The 13972-nt window shown below is 71.5% G+C and carries 15 protein-coding genes; 8 read left to right on the forward strand and 7 right to left on the reverse strand.

Annotation, left to right across the window (positions count from 1 at the left end; genetic code table 11):
- The first annotated feature begins 118 nt into the window (after positions 1-118).
- The 5 genes from acs to ACFYZQ_RS09060 all read left to right on the forward strand — a co-directional run bounded on the left by acs (position 119) and on the right by ACFYZQ_RS09060 (position 5655).
- Positions 119-2074 (forward strand): acetate--CoA ligase, encoded by a 1956-nt coding sequence (gene acs, locus ACFYZQ_RS09040; protein ID WP_389143562.1) that lies wholly within the window; start codon positions 119-121, stop codon positions 2072-2074.
- Positions 2075-2269: 195 nt separating this feature from the next.
- Positions 2270-3715 carry a Na+/H+ antiporter NhaA gene (nhaA, locus tag ACFYZQ_RS09045; RefSeq protein ID WP_389143565.1) on the forward strand — a complete coding sequence of 482 codons (1446 nt, stop codon included), beginning with the start codon at positions 2270-2272 and terminating at the stop codon, positions 3713-3715.
- A gap of 53 nt (positions 3716-3768) precedes the next feature.
- A complete protein-coding gene (locus ACFYZQ_RS09050; protein ID WP_388793085.1) occupies positions 3769-4260 on the forward strand; it encodes a phage holin family protein in 492 nt (163 codons plus the stop codon).
- The gene (locus ACFYZQ_RS09055) at positions 4257-5204 is read left to right on the forward strand and encodes an alpha/beta fold hydrolase (protein ID WP_389143568.1); all 948 of its coding nucleotides are present in this window, start codon (positions 4257-4259) and stop codon (positions 5202-5204) included. Before ACFYZQ_RS09050 ends, ACFYZQ_RS09055 begins: the two co-directional genes overlap by 4 nt.
- A gap of 271 nt (positions 5205-5475) precedes the next feature.
- Positions 5476-5655 (forward strand): hypothetical protein, encoded by a 180-nt coding sequence (locus ACFYZQ_RS09060; RefSeq protein WP_389143570.1) that lies wholly within the window; start codon positions 5476-5478, stop codon positions 5653-5655.
- Positions 5656-5675: 20 nt separating this feature from the next.
- Here the strand turns inward: ACFYZQ_RS09060 and ACFYZQ_RS09065 are convergent, their stop codons facing one another.
- From ACFYZQ_RS09065 to nth, 3 genes are all read right to left on the reverse strand, one after another.
- Positions 5676-6875: a MarP family serine protease gene (locus tag ACFYZQ_RS09065; RefSeq protein ID WP_389143573.1), complete on the reverse strand. Its 1200-nt coding sequence runs from the start codon at positions 6873-6875 to the stop codon at positions 5676-5678.
- A 96-nt stretch (positions 6876-6971) separates the two neighbouring features.
- Positions 6972-7667, reverse strand: coding sequence for an NUDIX hydrolase (locus tag ACFYZQ_RS09070; RefSeq protein ID WP_389143576.1), 696 nt, complete (start codon positions 7665-7667; stop codon positions 6972-6974).
- 52 nt (positions 7668-7719) lie between these two features.
- Positions 7720-8556 (reverse strand): endonuclease III, encoded by an 837-nt coding sequence (nth, locus tag ACFYZQ_RS09075; RefSeq protein WP_389143578.1) that lies wholly within the window; start codon positions 8554-8556, stop codon positions 7720-7722.
- 276 nt (positions 8557-8832) lie between these two features.
- On the opposite strand from nth, the gene ACFYZQ_RS09080 reads away from it, so the two are divergent.
- The 3 genes from ACFYZQ_RS09080 (at position 8833) to ACFYZQ_RS09090 (ending at position 11496) form a co-directional block, all read left to right on the forward strand.
- Positions 8833-9507 (forward strand): Crp/Fnr family transcriptional regulator, encoded by a 675-nt coding sequence (locus ACFYZQ_RS09080; RefSeq protein WP_030734182.1) that lies wholly within the window; start codon positions 8833-8835, stop codon positions 9505-9507.
- Positions 9508-9586: 79 nt separating this feature from the next.
- On the forward strand, positions 9587-10612 hold the full coding sequence (locus ACFYZQ_RS09085) for a PQQ-binding-like beta-propeller repeat protein (RefSeq protein ID WP_389143581.1): 1026 nt from the start codon (positions 9587-9589) through the stop codon (positions 10610-10612).
- A 62-nt stretch (positions 10613-10674) separates the two neighbouring features.
- A complete protein-coding gene (locus ACFYZQ_RS09090) occupies positions 10675-11496 on the forward strand; it encodes a nucleotidyltransferase domain-containing protein (protein WP_389143583.1) in 822 nt (273 codons plus the stop codon).
- Positions 11497-11504: 8 nt separating this feature from the next.
- On the opposite strand, the gene ACFYZQ_RS09095 is transcribed toward ACFYZQ_RS09090, so the two are convergent.
- The 4 genes from ACFYZQ_RS09095 to ACFYZQ_RS09110 all read right to left on the reverse strand — a co-directional run bounded on the left by ACFYZQ_RS09095 (position 11505) and on the right by ACFYZQ_RS09110 (position 13913).
- On the reverse strand, positions 11505-12335 hold the full coding sequence (locus ACFYZQ_RS09095) for an MBL fold metallo-hydrolase (protein WP_389143585.1): 831 nt from the start codon (positions 12333-12335) through the stop codon (positions 11505-11507).
- Entirely contained in the window at positions 12332-13222 is an 891-nt protein-coding gene (locus ACFYZQ_RS09100; RefSeq protein ID WP_389143588.1) for an NUDIX hydrolase, read from the reverse strand. The genes ACFYZQ_RS09095 and ACFYZQ_RS09100 overlap by 4 nt, the downstream gene beginning before the upstream one ends.
- A 68-nt stretch (positions 13223-13290) precedes the next feature.
- Entirely contained in the window at positions 13291-13755 is a 465-nt protein-coding gene (locus ACFYZQ_RS09105) for a RidA family protein (protein ID WP_388793065.1), read from the reverse strand.
- On the reverse strand, positions 13755-13913 hold the full coding sequence (locus ACFYZQ_RS09110; RefSeq protein ID WP_003991873.1) for a DUF4177 domain-containing protein: 159 nt from the start codon (positions 13911-13913) through the stop codon (positions 13755-13757). Before ACFYZQ_RS09110 ends, ACFYZQ_RS09105 begins: the two co-directional genes overlap by 1 nt.
- Positions 13914-13972: the final 59 nt, after the last annotated feature.

Below are 13972 nucleotides of genomic sequence, written 5' to 3' on the forward strand. Positions count from 1 at the left end.
ACAAGAACACCGTCCCATAAGGTCTAAACCAATTTTCGGGCGGCCCTTGTCAGCGGGCCCCCGGGTCTGATGAGCTGTGGTCTGGGACACAACGGACACCCTGCGAGAGGGAGATGTCGTGAGCAACGAAAGCCTGGCCAACCTGCTCAAGGAAGAGCGCAGGTTCGTGCCGCCCGCCGAGCTGGCCGAGAACGCCAACGTCACGGCGGAGGCGTATGAACAGGCCAAGGCTGACAGGCTCGGCTTCTGGGCCGAGCAGGCACGCCGGCTGACGTGGGCCACCGAGCCGACCGAGACACTGGACTGGTCGAACCCGCCGTTCGCCAAGTGGTTCCAGGACGGCAGGCTGAACGTCGCCTACAACTGTGTGGACCGGCACGTCGAGGCAGGGCACGGCGACCGGGTCGCCATCCACTTCGAGGGCGAGCCCGGCGACAGCCGCGCCATCACCTACGCCGAGCTGAAGGACGAGGTGTCCAAGGCGGCGAACGCCCTGCTGGAGCTGGGCGTCCGCAAGGGCGACCGGGTCGCCATCTACATGCCGATGATCCCGGAGACCGCGATCGCGATGCTGGCCTCGGCCCGTATCGGCGCCGCGCACTCGGTCGTCTTCGGCGGCTTCTCTGCCGACGCGCTCGCGACCCGTATCCAGGACGCCGACGCCAAGGTCGTGATCACCTCCGACGGCGGCTGGCGGCGCGGCAAGCCGTCCGCGCTCAAGCCGGCCGTCGACGAGGCGGTCGCCAAGGTCGACAACGTGGACCACGTGCTCGTCGTACGCCGCACCGGCCAGGAGGTCGCCTGGAACGACGAGCGGGACGTGTGGTGGCACGACCTGGTCGAGCGGCAGTCCGCCGAGCACGCACCGGAGGCGTTCGAGGCCGAGCACCCGCTGTTCATTCTCTACACCTCGGGCACGACGGGTAAGCCGAAGGGCATCCTGCACACCTCCGGCGGCTATCTGACGCAGACGGCGTACACGCACTGGGCGGTGTTCGACCTCAAGCCGGAGACCGACGTGTACTGGTGCACGGCCGACGTCGGCTGGGTCACCGGACACTCCTACATCGTCTACGGACCGCTGGCCAACGGCGCGACGCAGGTGATGTACGAGGGCACGCCGGACACCCCGCACCAGGGCCGGTTCTGGGAGGTCGTGCAGAAGTACGGGGTGACGATCCTGTACACGGCGCCGACCGCGATCCGTACGTTCATGAAGTGGGGCGACGACATCCCCGCGAAGTTCGACCTCTCCTCCCTCCGCGTACTCGGCTCCGTCGGCGAGCCGATCAACCCCGAGGCATGGATCTGGTACCGCAAGAACATCGGCGGGGACCGGACGCCGGTCGTCGACACCTGGTGGCAGACCGAGACCGGCGCGATGATGATCTCGCCGCTGCCGGGCGTCACCGCCGCCAAGCCCGGCTCCGCCCAGACCCCGCTGCCCGGCATCTGCGCGACCGTCGTCGACGACGAGGCGAACGAGGTGCCGAACGGAGGCGGTGGCTACCTGGTGCTGACCGAGCCGTGGCCGTCGATGCTGCGCACCATCTGGGGTGACGACCAGCGGTTCATCGACACGTACTGGTCCCGGTTCGAGGGCAGGTACTTCGCCGGTGACGGGGCGAAGAAGGACGACGACGGGGACATCTGGCTCCTCGGGCGCGTCGACGACGTGATGCTGGTGTCCGGGCACAACATCTCCACCACGGAGGTGGAATCGGCGCTGGTCTCGCACCCGTCCGTGGCCGAGGCGGCCGTGGTCGGCGCGGCGGACGAGACGACCGGGCAGGCGATCGTCGCCTTCGTCATCCTGCGGGGTACGGCGTCCGAGGACGACAAGCTCGTCGGCGCGCTGCGCGACCACGTGGGCGCCACGCTCGGCCCGATCGCCAAGCCCAAGCGGATCCTGCCGGTGGCGGAACTGCCGAAGACCCGCTCCGGCAAGATCATGCGACGCCTGCTGCGGGACGTCGCGGAGAACCGCGAGCTCGGTGACGTCACCACCCTGACCGACGCCACGGTCATGAACCTCATCCAGTCGAAGCTTCCTGCGGCGCCCAGCGAGGACTGAGCGCGGCCTGTGCGGGCACCCGGCGACCAGCGCGCCGGGTGCCCTTTTGGCATCTACCGTGGGGATCGCTGGATCCATCACGGCGCACCCGGGCCGCATATTAGGTAAACTAAGCAAAACAAGGTCAATCCGAGGTGCGCCGGGAAGTCTGGTCGGCATGTGCTCCGTCCTGCCCACCGACCGGAGGTCTCCCTCGTGCCCGCGCCCCGCACCACCACCGCCCGCAAGGTCTTCGGGCGGCTCTCGCTGCCCGAGCGGACGTACGTCGCGGACGCCCTGCGCGCCGAGACGGTCGGCGGCGTGCTGCTGCTGGCCGCCGCTGTCGCGGCCCTGGTCTGGGCGAACATCCCCGCACTGCACCACAGCTATGAGACCGTCAGCCAGTACCACCTGGGCCCCGGCGTCCTCGGCCTGAACCTTTCCGTCACGCACTGGGCCGCCGACGGACTGCTCGCGGTCTTCTTCTTCGTCGCCGGAATCGAGCTCAAGCGCGAACTAGTCGCTGGTGAGCTCAGGGACCCGAAGGCCGCCGCGCTGCCCGTGATCGCCGCGCTGTGCGGCATGGCCGTACCGGCGCTCGTCTACACCCTCACCAACGCCGCGGGTGGCGGCTCGCTCGCCGGCTGGGCGGTGCCCACCGCGACCGACATCGCCTTCGCGCTCGCCGTACTCGCGGTCATCGGCACCGCGCTGCCCAGTGCCCTGCGCGCCTTCCTGCTCACGCTCGCCGTCGTCGACGACCTGTTCGCGATCCTGATCATCGCGGTCTTCTTCACCGAGCGCATCCACCTCGCCGCACTCGGCGGCGCGGTCGCGGGCCTCGTCGTCTTCTGGCTGCTGCTGCGTGCGGGCGTACGCGGCTGGTACGTGTACGTGCCGCTCGCGCTGGTCGTCTGGGCGCTGATGTACAACAGCGGCGTCCACGCCACCATCGCGGGCGTCGCCATGGGGATGATGCTGCGCTGCACCACCCGCGAGGGTGAGGAGCACTCGCCCGCCGAGCGCATCGAGCATCTCGTGCGCCCCCTCTCGGCGGGGCTCGCCGTGCCGTTGTTCGCGCTGTTCAGCGCCGGGGTGCCGGTCTCCGGCGGGGCGCTCGCGGACGTGTTCACCAAGCCGCAGACACTGGGTGTGGTGCTGGGACTGGTCGTCGGCAAGACGATCGGCATCTTCGGCGGCACCTGGCTGACCGCCCGCTTCACCCGGGCCTCGCTCAGCGACGACCTCGAGTGGGCGGACGTCTTCGCCGTGGCGACCCTCGCCGGCATCGGGTTCACCGTCTCGCTGCTCATCGGTGAGCTCGCCTTCGCGGGTGAGGCGGCCCTGGCCGGCGAGGTGAAGGCCGCCGTGCTGACCGGGTCGCTGGTCGCGGCGGTGTGCGCGACGGTCCTGCTGAAGGTCCGCAACGCCAAGTACCGCAGGCTGTGCGAGGAGGAGGAACGGGACGAGGATCTCGACGGCATCCCGGACGTCTACGAGCAGGACGACCCGGCCTACCACCTGCGCATGGCCGAGCTCCTCGAACGCAGGGCCGCCGAGCACCGGCGGCTCGCCGCGGATCTCGCGGGCACGGTCTCCGGGCGGCACGCGCGTGCCGAAGTGCCGGGCAGGGCAGGCGAGGAAGGCGACCGTCCGGCATGATCTGACGAGACGGTACAAACGAGACGGCAGAAAAGACGAAGAGGGAGACCGCGATGAGCGCACCCGACGGCAGCCCGGTCGGCGCCGAACGCAGCATCGGCCAGCTGTTCGCCTCGGCGACGACCGAATTGTCGGCGCTGGTGCATGACGAGATCGCGCTGGCCAAGGCCCAGCTGAAGCAGGACGTCAAGCGCGGCGCGACCAGCGGCGGCGCCTTCACGGTGGCTGGTGCGGTGCTGCTGTTCTCCCTGCCGATGCTCAACTTCGCCCTCGCGTACGGCATCCGGACGTGGAGCGGCTGGAACCTGGCGGTCTGCTTCCTGCTGTCCTTCGCGGCGAACGTCCTCGTGGCCGGTGGACTCGCCCTGATCGGGGTCGTCTTCGCGAAGAAAGCGCAGAAGGGCAAGGGCCCGCAGAAGGTCGCCGCGTCCATGAAGGAGACGGCGGGCGTCCTGCAGAAAGCCAAGCCGCACCCCCGTCAGGAGCCGGCCCTGGAGGACCGGTCCCCCGCAGCCATCGAGGCTGTGGCACGCTCGTCGTCATGACGGACCCCGCCGCTTCGGCGCACCCCTTCTCGGTCGCACGGCTGGACGTTCCCGGTGGCCGTGAGGTGACGCACCGGGACGTCGCCGCCAACGGCGCCCGCTTCCACATCGCCGAGGTGGGCGACGGTCCGCTGGTGCTGCTGCTGCACGGCTTCCCGCAGTTCTGGTGGACGTGGCGGCACCAGCTCGGCGCGCTCGCCGACGCGGGCTTCCGGGCCGTGGCGATGGACCTGCGGGGCGTGGGCGGCAGTGACCGCACGCCGCGCGGGTACGACCCGGCGAACCTCGCCCTCGACATCACCGGGGTGGTGCGCTCCCTCGGCGAGCCGGACGCCGCGCTGGTCGGCCATGACCTGGGCGGCTATCTGGCCTGGACCGCGGCGGCGATGCGGCCCAAGCTGGTGCGGCGGCTCGCGGTGGTGTCGATGCCGCATCCGCGGCGCTGGCGCGCGGCGATGCTGCGGGACGCCCGCCAGACGGTCGCCGGCTCCTACATCTGGGGATTCCAGCGGCCGTGGATCCCGGAGCGGCAGCTGACCGCCGACGACGGGGCGCTGGTGGGCGAGCTGATCCGGGACTGGTCCGGGCCGCGGCTGCCGGACGACGACGCGGTGGAGACGTACCGCCGTGCCATGTGCATCCCGTCGACCGCGCACTGCTCGATCGAGCCGTACCGCTGGATGGTGCGGTCACTGGCGCGTCCGGACGGCATCCAGTTCAACCGCCGGATGAAGCGGCCGGTGCGCGTGCCCACGCTGCATCTGCACGGCTCCCTCGATCCCGTCATGCGCACGCGGAGCGCGGCGGGTTCGGGTGAGTACGTCGAAGCGCCGTACCGCTGGCGGTTGTTCGACGGGCTGGGGCACTTCCCGCACGAGGAGGACCCGGTGGCGTTCTCCACGGAACTCATCAACTGGCTCAAGGACCCGGAGCCCGACCGCTGACGCGCGCGTGCGCCCGAGCCCGGCCGTTGACGCCTGCGCAGCGAGCCCGGCCGCTGAACCGTGCGTGCGCCGTGCCCGGCCGCCGACGCGTGCCCGCGGCGCTCCGGGTCCGGGTGGCCGGAACAGCTCGAGCCGGATCGGTGACCGCGCCAATGCGCCCGGTATCCGGACCTGAACACCTGTTCCACGAACGGCCACATGCCCAGCGCATAGGCCAATTCAGGGCCCCCGAGGCGGTTATCGACCTTGGGGCCCGGGCACACGTCCGGGTATGGGCTGGACGCACGACTACAGTGACGCACCCCGGAACCGCCGCTCGGCCGCAGGCCTGAGCTCGCACGGGGAAGGCGCTTCGCAGATGCAGAGCACGGATCTCCGGGTCGGAATCCCGCGCATCCTGCGCCGCCGGGCCCGCTGGGTCTCGGTACGTCTGCGTCACCCCCGCGGCTGAGCCCCGCCAGCTGACCCCCGCTACAGCGCGCAGCTGTCGGTGCCGACCTGCTGGTTCGCGCTACGCCCTTGGTCGATGTCCTGCCGGATCTCGTCCGCGGTGAGCGCGTAGCCGGTTTCGGCGTCGTCGAGGGACTTCGCGAAGACCACGCCGTACACCTTGCCCTCGGGCGTGAGCAGCGGGCCGCCGGAGTTGCCCTGGCGGACGGTGGCGTAGAGCGAGTAGACGTCCCGGCGGACGGTGCCGCGGTGGTAGATGTCCGGGCCGTTGGCCGTGATGCGCCCGCGTACACGCGCCGCGCGGACGTCGTACGAGCCGTTCTGCGGGAAGCCCGCGACGATCGCGCCCTCGCCGCTCGTCGCGTCCTTCGCGGAGAACTGCAGGGCGTGCGCCCTGAGGTCCGGCACGTCGAGCACGGCGATGTCGCGGTGCCAGTCGTAGAGGACGACCTTCGCGTCGTACTTGCGGCCCTCACCGCCTATCTGCACGGTCGGCTCGTCGACGCCTCCGACGACGTGCGCGTTGGTCATCACGCGGCGGTCGGCGAAGACGAAGCCGGTGCCCTCCAGTACCTTGCCGCAGCTCTGGGCGGTGCCCACGACCTTGACGACGGACTGCTTGGCGTGTGTGGCGACCGCGCTGCCGGCGAGGGCCGGGTCGGGGGGGCGGACGTCGGTGATCGGCTCGTTGGCGAAGGGGCTGAAGACCTGCGGGAAGCCGTTCTGGGCGAGGACGGAGGAGAAGTCCGCGAACCAGGTGTCGGCCTGGGTGGGCAGCGCCTGGGAGACGCTGTGGAGGACCTTGGAGCCCCGGACCTCCTTGCCCAGTGTCGGCAGGGTGGTGCCCGCGAGGGCCGAGCCGATCAGCCATGCCACGAGGAGCATCGCGACCACGTTGACCAGCGCCCCGCCGGTGGCGTCCAGGGCGCGGGCCGGGGACCAGGTGATGTAGCGGCGCAGTTTGTTGCCGAGGTGGGTGGTCAGGGCCTGCCCGACGGAGGCGCAGACGATGACGACCACCACGGCGACGACGGCGGCGGTGGTGCTGACCTCCGAGTTGTCGGTCAGGGCGTCCCAGATGACGGGTAGCGCGTAGACGGCGACGAGTCCGCCGGCGAGGAAGCCCGTGACCGACAGGATGCCGACCACGAAGCCCTGGCGGTAGCCGACGATCGCGAACCACACGGCGGCGACCAGCAACAGGATGTCCAGCACGTTCACCGTTTCAGGCCTCGACTCTTCAAACTCCGGCCCCACGAGCACGGCCGGGGGTCCGGGGGTTGTCCCCCGGGTAGACACAGCACGGGGTTCACCCTGTCATGACCGCCAGTCGAGCGGGACCTGCTGCTCCCGGTCCCAGTCGCGCTCCCAGCCCGCGTAGTGCAGCAGACGGTCGATGACCCCGGCGGTGAAGCCCCAGACGAGGGCCGATTCGACCAGGAATGCCGGACCTCGGTGTCCGCTGGGGTGCAAGGCGGTGGCGCGGTTGGCGGGGTCCGTGAGATCCGCCACGGGCACGGTGAAGACGCGGGCGGTCTCGTTCGGGTCGACGACGCCCACCGGGCTGGGCTCGCGCCACCAGCCGAGCACCGGGGTGACGACGAAGCCGCTGACGGGGATGTAGAGCCTGGGCAGTACGCCGAAGAGCTGGACGCCCGACGGGTCGAGTCCGGTCTCCTCCTCGGCCTCGCGCAGGGCGGCGCGCAGCGGCCCGTCGCCTGCCGGGTCGCCGTCCTCGGGGTCGAGGGCGCCGCCGGGGAACGAGGGCTGCCCGGCGTGGGAGCGCAGCGAGCCCGCCCGTTCCATCAGCAGCAGCTCGGGACCGCGGTCGCCTTCCCCGAACAGGATCAGCACGGCGGACTGGCGGCCTCGGCCGTCCTCGGGCGGCAGGAAGCGGCTGAGCTGCAGCGGCTCGACCGTCTCCGCGGCCCGCACCACCGGGTCGAGCCAGTCCGGCAGGCCCTCCTTGCTGAGCGTCACCGAGCCGCCCTGCGTGTCGCCGGCGTGCTTCATACCCACCCCCCATCTGCTGTGTCCAACGCCCGGGCCGCACTCGATCGTGCCGTCATGCGGCCCCCAGCGGTGGCGCAGGCCTGCCTCCCGCGTCGAGGTAGGCCTGCGGGGGCTTCAGGCGCTGGCCGGGGAAGCCGCCCTTCTCGTACTTCAGGAGTTTCTCGGCCTTCTCGGGGTCCGTCTCGCCCTCGCCGTACGCCGGGCAGAGCGCGGCGATGGGGCAGGCGCCGCAGGCGGGCTTGCGGGCGTGGCAGATGCGGCGGCCGTGGAAGATCACGTGGTGCGAGAGCATCGTCCAGTCGCTCTTCGGGAACAACGCGCCGACCTCGGCCTCGATCTTGTCCGGTTCCGTCGCCTCGGTCCACTTCCAGCGCCGCACCAGCCGCTGGAAGTGCGTGTCCACGGTGATACCGGGCCGCCCGAAGGCGTTGCCGAGGACGACGAAGGCCGTCTTGCGGCCGACGCCGGGCAGTTTGACGAGGTCCTCCAGCCTGCCGGGGACCTCGCCGCCGAACCGCTCGGCCAGGGCCTTGGACAGCCCTATGACCGACTTGGTCTTGGCCCGGAAGAACCCGCAGGGGCGGAGGATCTCCTCGACCTCCTCCGGGTTCGCGGCGGCCAGGTCCTCGGGGGTGGGGTACTTGGCGAAGAGGGCGGGCGTGGTCTGGTTGACCCTCAGGTCCGTGGTCTGGGCGGACAGGACCGTCGCGACCAGGAGCTGGAAGGGGTTCTCGAAGTCCAGTTCCGGATGCGCGTACGGGTAGACCTCGGCGAGCTCGCGGTTGAGGCGCCGGGCCCTGCGGACCAGAGCGGTGCGCGACTCGTCCGCCGGGACCTTTTTAGCTGCTTTGACTGTTTTCTTATTGCCACCGGGGTCCTGTTCGCCCACAGCGGAATCCCGACGTACAACCACCCGCGCAGCCCCCTTGGCCTGTGCTCTCACCGGCGATTTGGACACCCGGCCAGCCTAAAGCCCGGCACCGACATCCGCGCCGGACCCGGAAGATCGGCCCCCGATTGGACCCCTGCCGCTTACCCCGGGACATCCGTGCGGCATCCTTGTGACAGATCACACTGTTTGGATCGTCCGGCAAAATGGGGAACACGGTCCCCTGGCACACGGGGGAGCAAGATCCCCTGAGCAGGTCGACAAGGGAGAGAACTCGTGGACGACGTTCTGCGGCGCAACCCGCTCTTCGCGGCGCTCGACGACGAGCAGGCCGCGGAGCTCCGCGCCTCCATGAGTGAGGTGACCCTCGCGCGCGGTGACTCACTGTTCCACGAAGGCGACCCCGGTGACCGGCTGTACGTCGTCACCGAGGGCAAGGTCAAGCTGCACCGGACCTCCCCCGACGGCCGCGAGAACATGCTGGCCGTCGTGGGCCCCGGCGAGCTCATCGGCGAGCTGTCGCTGTTCGACCCGGGCCCGCGCACGGCGACCGCGACCGCGCTGACCGAGGTCAAGCTGCTCGGCCTCGGCCACGGCGACCTCCAGCCCTGGCTGAACGTGCGCCCCGAGGTGGCCGGCGCCCTGCTGCGCGCCGTCGCGCGCCGTCTGCGCAAGACCAACGACGCCATGTCCGACCTGGTCTTCTCCGACGTCCCGGGACGCGTCGCCCGCGCCCTGCTGGACCTCTCGCGCCGCTTCGGCGTGCAGTCGGAGGAGGGCATCCACGTCGTCCACGACCTCACGCAGGAAGAGCTGGCCCAGCTCGTCGGCGCTTCCCGCGAGACCGTGAACAAGGCGCTGGCGGACTTCGCCCAGCGCGGGTGGCTGCGCCTGGAGGCGCGCGCGGTGATCCTGCTGGACGTGGAGCGACTGGCGAAGCGCTCGCGCTGATCACCTGCACACGCGCGTGAGGCCCTGCCGTGCGGCGGGGCCTTTCGCGTACCCTGCGACGGACTCGCGGGGGTGGGGGATGGTCGAGGACAAGGCGCCGGAATCGGTGTGGACGCGGTCCGATTGGTGGCGTTCGGCGCGGCGGCTGTGGAAAACGCCGTACGAGAAGGGTGAGCTGGACAGGCCCGTGGGGCTGTGGGTGACGGATGCCTGTGTCGTCCTCGCCCGGTTCGACCGGCTGGACGCCTACAGCGTGGCCACGGGGGCGTTCCTGTGGACCTGGCGGCCGCCGGGTGAGGACGTCGTCCGGGTGGTGTCGCCGGACGTCGAGGACGGCGTGGGCGTGGTGCTGCATTACGACGACGGCGCGCGCGACGTGCGACACGTCGACCTGACCGCCCTGGACACGGCCTCCGGCACGGTCGCCTGGACCCGCAGGGAGGATGCGGAGCGGCTGGGGGACCTCGGCGAGTACAACTGCGAGGTGGCCCTGGGCGCGGGCCGGCTCGCGACGGTGGTCGACAAGTGGCGCGACGCGCCGAAGCTGCGGGTGGACGACGTGCGCACGGGCCGGACCCGGTGGTCGCACAAGCTGACCGACGGGCGTTCCGAGCCCGAGGCGGTGATCTGCGCCGCGCCCTTCGTGGCCCGACTGGAGGCACGCGGCAGCCGCGGCCGGCCCCGACTGTCCGTCGACGGCGTTCCCCTGCGACTGCCTCCCGACTGCGCGAAGTTCGGCGAGCAGGTCGCGGTGACAGGCGATGTCGTCGCCGTGCAGGTGGTGCCCGTGGACGAGGTGGAGAAGGAGTACTACGTACGGCTCGGCGCCTTCTCGGTGACCTCGGGCGAGCCGCTGTGGGAGTGGCGGACGAGGTCCGACGCCTCCACGATCGTCCCGCTCGCCCACCGCGGCTGGCTGCTGGCCCTGCACGGGTACGGCAACCGGCTGAGCGTTCTCGACCCGTCGGACGGGCGGATCGTGGCCTGGCGCAGGGCGCGCGGCCACGCTTACGACCCTCTCGTGGCCGCGCACGGGGACGTCATCGCCGTGGCCTGCCGTTCCCGGGGCGACTCCCGCCGTCTGCGGGTCTTCCGCTGGCGGTGACGAGCGCCGGACCCGGCTGTAAAACACCTGCTCCATCACCCCCGGCGCGGCAGAGTGACCACATGGCAGAAACGCTCCCTCCGAAGGGCATCGACGCCCGGGGCCACCTCGAACGCGAGGGCTCTCTCACACGGATCCCGCACGCCTTCCGCCCCGTCGTAGCCGCCGCCCGGGACCGTCTCGCGGACGCCTTCGGGGCCCGGATGCACAGCGCGTACCTCTACGGGTCGATCCCGCGTGGCACCGCGCGCGTGGGGCGCAGCGATCTCGATCTGCTGGTCGCCCTGCGGGAGGAGCCGGCGGACACGGACCGGGAGGCGGCCCGTGTCCTCGGTGAGGGGCTCGACGCGGAGTTCCCGCAGATCGACGGGGTCGGGACGCTGCTGTTCGGCCGGGAGCGGCTGCTCAGCGACCTGGAGCGGTACGACCTGGGGTGGTTCGTGGCCTGCCTGTGCGTCCCGTTGCTGGGGGAGGACCTCGCCGCGTTCCTGCCCCGCTACCGGCCCGACTCGCTCCTGGCCCGCGAGACCAACGGCGACCTCGCGCTCTTCCTGCCCCGCTGGCGACGGCGCATCGCGGACGCCGAGGACCGTGAAGAGGCCCGGCGGCCGCTCGTGCGGTTCATGTCACGGCATCTCGTGCGCACCGGGTTCACCCTCGTGATGCCCCGCTGGCAGGGCTGGACCAGCGATCTGCGGGAGATGGCCGAGGTGTTCGGCGCGTACTACCCGGAGCGCTCCCCGCAGATGCGGACGGCCGCGGAGTACGGCTACGAGCCCGTCGGCGACCCGGAGGTCCTGCGGTCCTACGTCGACGACCTGGGGCCCTGGCTCGCGGCGGAGTACGCGCGCGTGCACGGGGTCAAAGCCCCGAGGCCGGACTAGGGGTTCGTTCAGATCAGCCCGTGCTCGCTCAGGTAGTCCATCTGGGCCCGGACCGACAGTTCCGCGGCGGGCCACAGGGAGGGGTCCACGTCGGCGTAGACGTGGGCCACCACCTGGCCGGGGGTGCGGTAGCCGTCCTCGACGGCCGTCTCCACCTGGGCGAGGCGGTGGGCACGGTGGGCGAGGTAGAACTCCACGACGCCCTGGGCGTCCTCCAGGACCGGGCCGTGGCCAGGGAGCACCGTGTGGACACCGTCGTCGACCGTCAGGGACCTCAGGCGCCGCAGCGAGTCGAGATAGTCCCCCAGGCGGCCGTCGGGGTGCGCCACGACCGTCGTACCGCGTCCGAGGATGGTGTCGCCGGTCAGGACCGCCTGGTCCGCCGGGAGGTGGAAGCACAGGGAGTCCGCGGTGTGGCCGGGGGTCGGCACCACTCTCATCTCCAGACCACCGACCGTGATCACGTCGCCGGCGGCCAGTCCCTCGTCGCCGAGCCGCAGCGCGGGGTCGAGCGCGCGCACCTTGGTGCCGGTCAGCTCGGCGAACCGGGCCGCGCCTTCGGCGTGGTCGGGATGGCCGTGGGTGAGCAGGGTGAGGGCGACACGCTTGCCGGCCTCCTCGGCGGCGTCGCGGACCGCGCTCAGGTGGCCGTCGTCCAGGGGGCCCGGGTCGACGACCACGGCCAGGTCGGAGCCCGGCTCGGAGACGATCCAGGTGTTCGTGCCGTCCAGGGTCATCGCGGACGCGTTGGGCGCCAGCACGTTGACGGCCCGCTCGGTGGCCGGCCCCGACAGGACGCCGCCCCGGGGCTGCCCGGGCAGGGCTGCTGCGTCGGTCATGCGGGGCCTCCTCCGGGCATCGGGGGTGTCGGTGGTGTCGGGACGTGCTTGGTGAACTCGTCGTGGCCGGGCCAGGACAGGACGATCTCGCCGTCGGCCAGGCGGGCCCGGGCCAGGACCGGGGTCAGGTCGCGCGCGGGCGCGGCGGCGAGCGCCTCGGCGGAGGTGCCGTACGGGGACAGCTCGCGCAGGGTGGCGATGGTGGGCGGCATCATCAGCAGCTCGCCCTTGTCGTACCGGGCGGCCGCGTCCCGTGGCCGGATCCACACCGTGCGGTCGGCCTCCGTGGAGGCGTTCCGGGTGCGCTGGCCCTCGGGGAGGGCGGCCACGAAGAACCACGTGTCGTAGCGGCGGGCCTCGAACTCGGGGGTGATCCAGCGGGCCCAGGCGCCCAGCAGGTCGGAGCGCAGCACCAGGCCGCGGCGGTCGAGGAACTCCGCGAAGGACAGCTCCCGGGCGACCAGGGCGGCGCGGCCCGTCTCCCAGTCGTCGCCGGTGGTGTCACCGACGACCGTGTCGGGGGTGGGACCGGCGAGCAGGACGCCCGCCTCCTCGAAGGTCTCCCGGACGGCCGCGCAGACGATCGCCTGGGCACCGGCCTCCTCGACGCCGAGCCGGTCGGCCCACCACGCGCGCGTGGGGCCCGCCCAGCGGATGTCGCGGTCGTCGTCCCGCGGGTCGACACCGCCGCCCGGATACGCGTACGCGCCTCCGGCGAAGGCCATGGAGGCGCGTCTGCGCAGCATGTGGACGATCGGGCCGGTGCCGGCGTTCTTCAGGAGCATCACCGTGGCCGCGCGCCGGGGAGGCACCGGCGTGAGGGTGCCGGCCGCGAACGCGCGGATGCGTTCCGGCCACTCCGGTGGATACCACTGCCCATTCGCCATGGCCGGAGGCTATCCCGTGGTGCGCGAATGTTCGAGAGGCGCCCGGGACCAGGGCACATCCCGGAGAGTTACGGGACGAGCTCCACCTGGACCTCGACCTCCACCGGCGCGTCCAGCGGCAGCACCGCGACGCCCACCGCGCTGCGCGCGTGCACGCCCTTGTCCCCGAGCACCTCGCCGAGCAGCTCGCTGGCGCCGTTGACGACACCCGGCTGGCCGGTGAAGTCGGCGGCCGAGGCGACGAAGCCCACGACCTTCACCACGCGCGCGATGCGGTCAAGGTCGCCGGCGACGGACTTCACGGCGGCCAGGGCGTTCAGCGCGCAGGTGCGGGCCAGCTCCTTGGCCTCCTCCGCGGTGACCTCCAGGCCCACCTTGCCGGTGACCGGCAGCTTGCCCTCCACCATCGGCAGCTGGCCGGAGGTGTAGACGTAGGGGCCGGACTGCACTGCGGGCTGGTAGGCGGCCAGCGGCGGCACGACCTCCGGCAGGGTCAGCCCGAGTTCGGCGAGCCGCTCCTCGACGGCCCCCATTACTGCTTCTCCCGCTTCAGGTAGGCCACGAGCTGTTCGGGGTTGTTCGGCCCGGGCACGACCTGGACGAGCTCCCAGCCGTCCTCGCCCCAGGTGTCCAGAATCTGCTTCGTGGCATGGACGAGCAGCGGCACGGTTGCGTATTCCCACTTGGTCATGTGGCCGACTGTAGCCCCTGTTATCCACAGCCTCCCGCGTAGCCCGCGGGCTGACTGGT

The organism is Streptomyces sp. NPDC001843, from assembly GCF_042891955.1.
GTDB lineage: Bacteria > Actinomycetota > Actinomycetes > Streptomycetales > Streptomycetaceae > Streptomyces.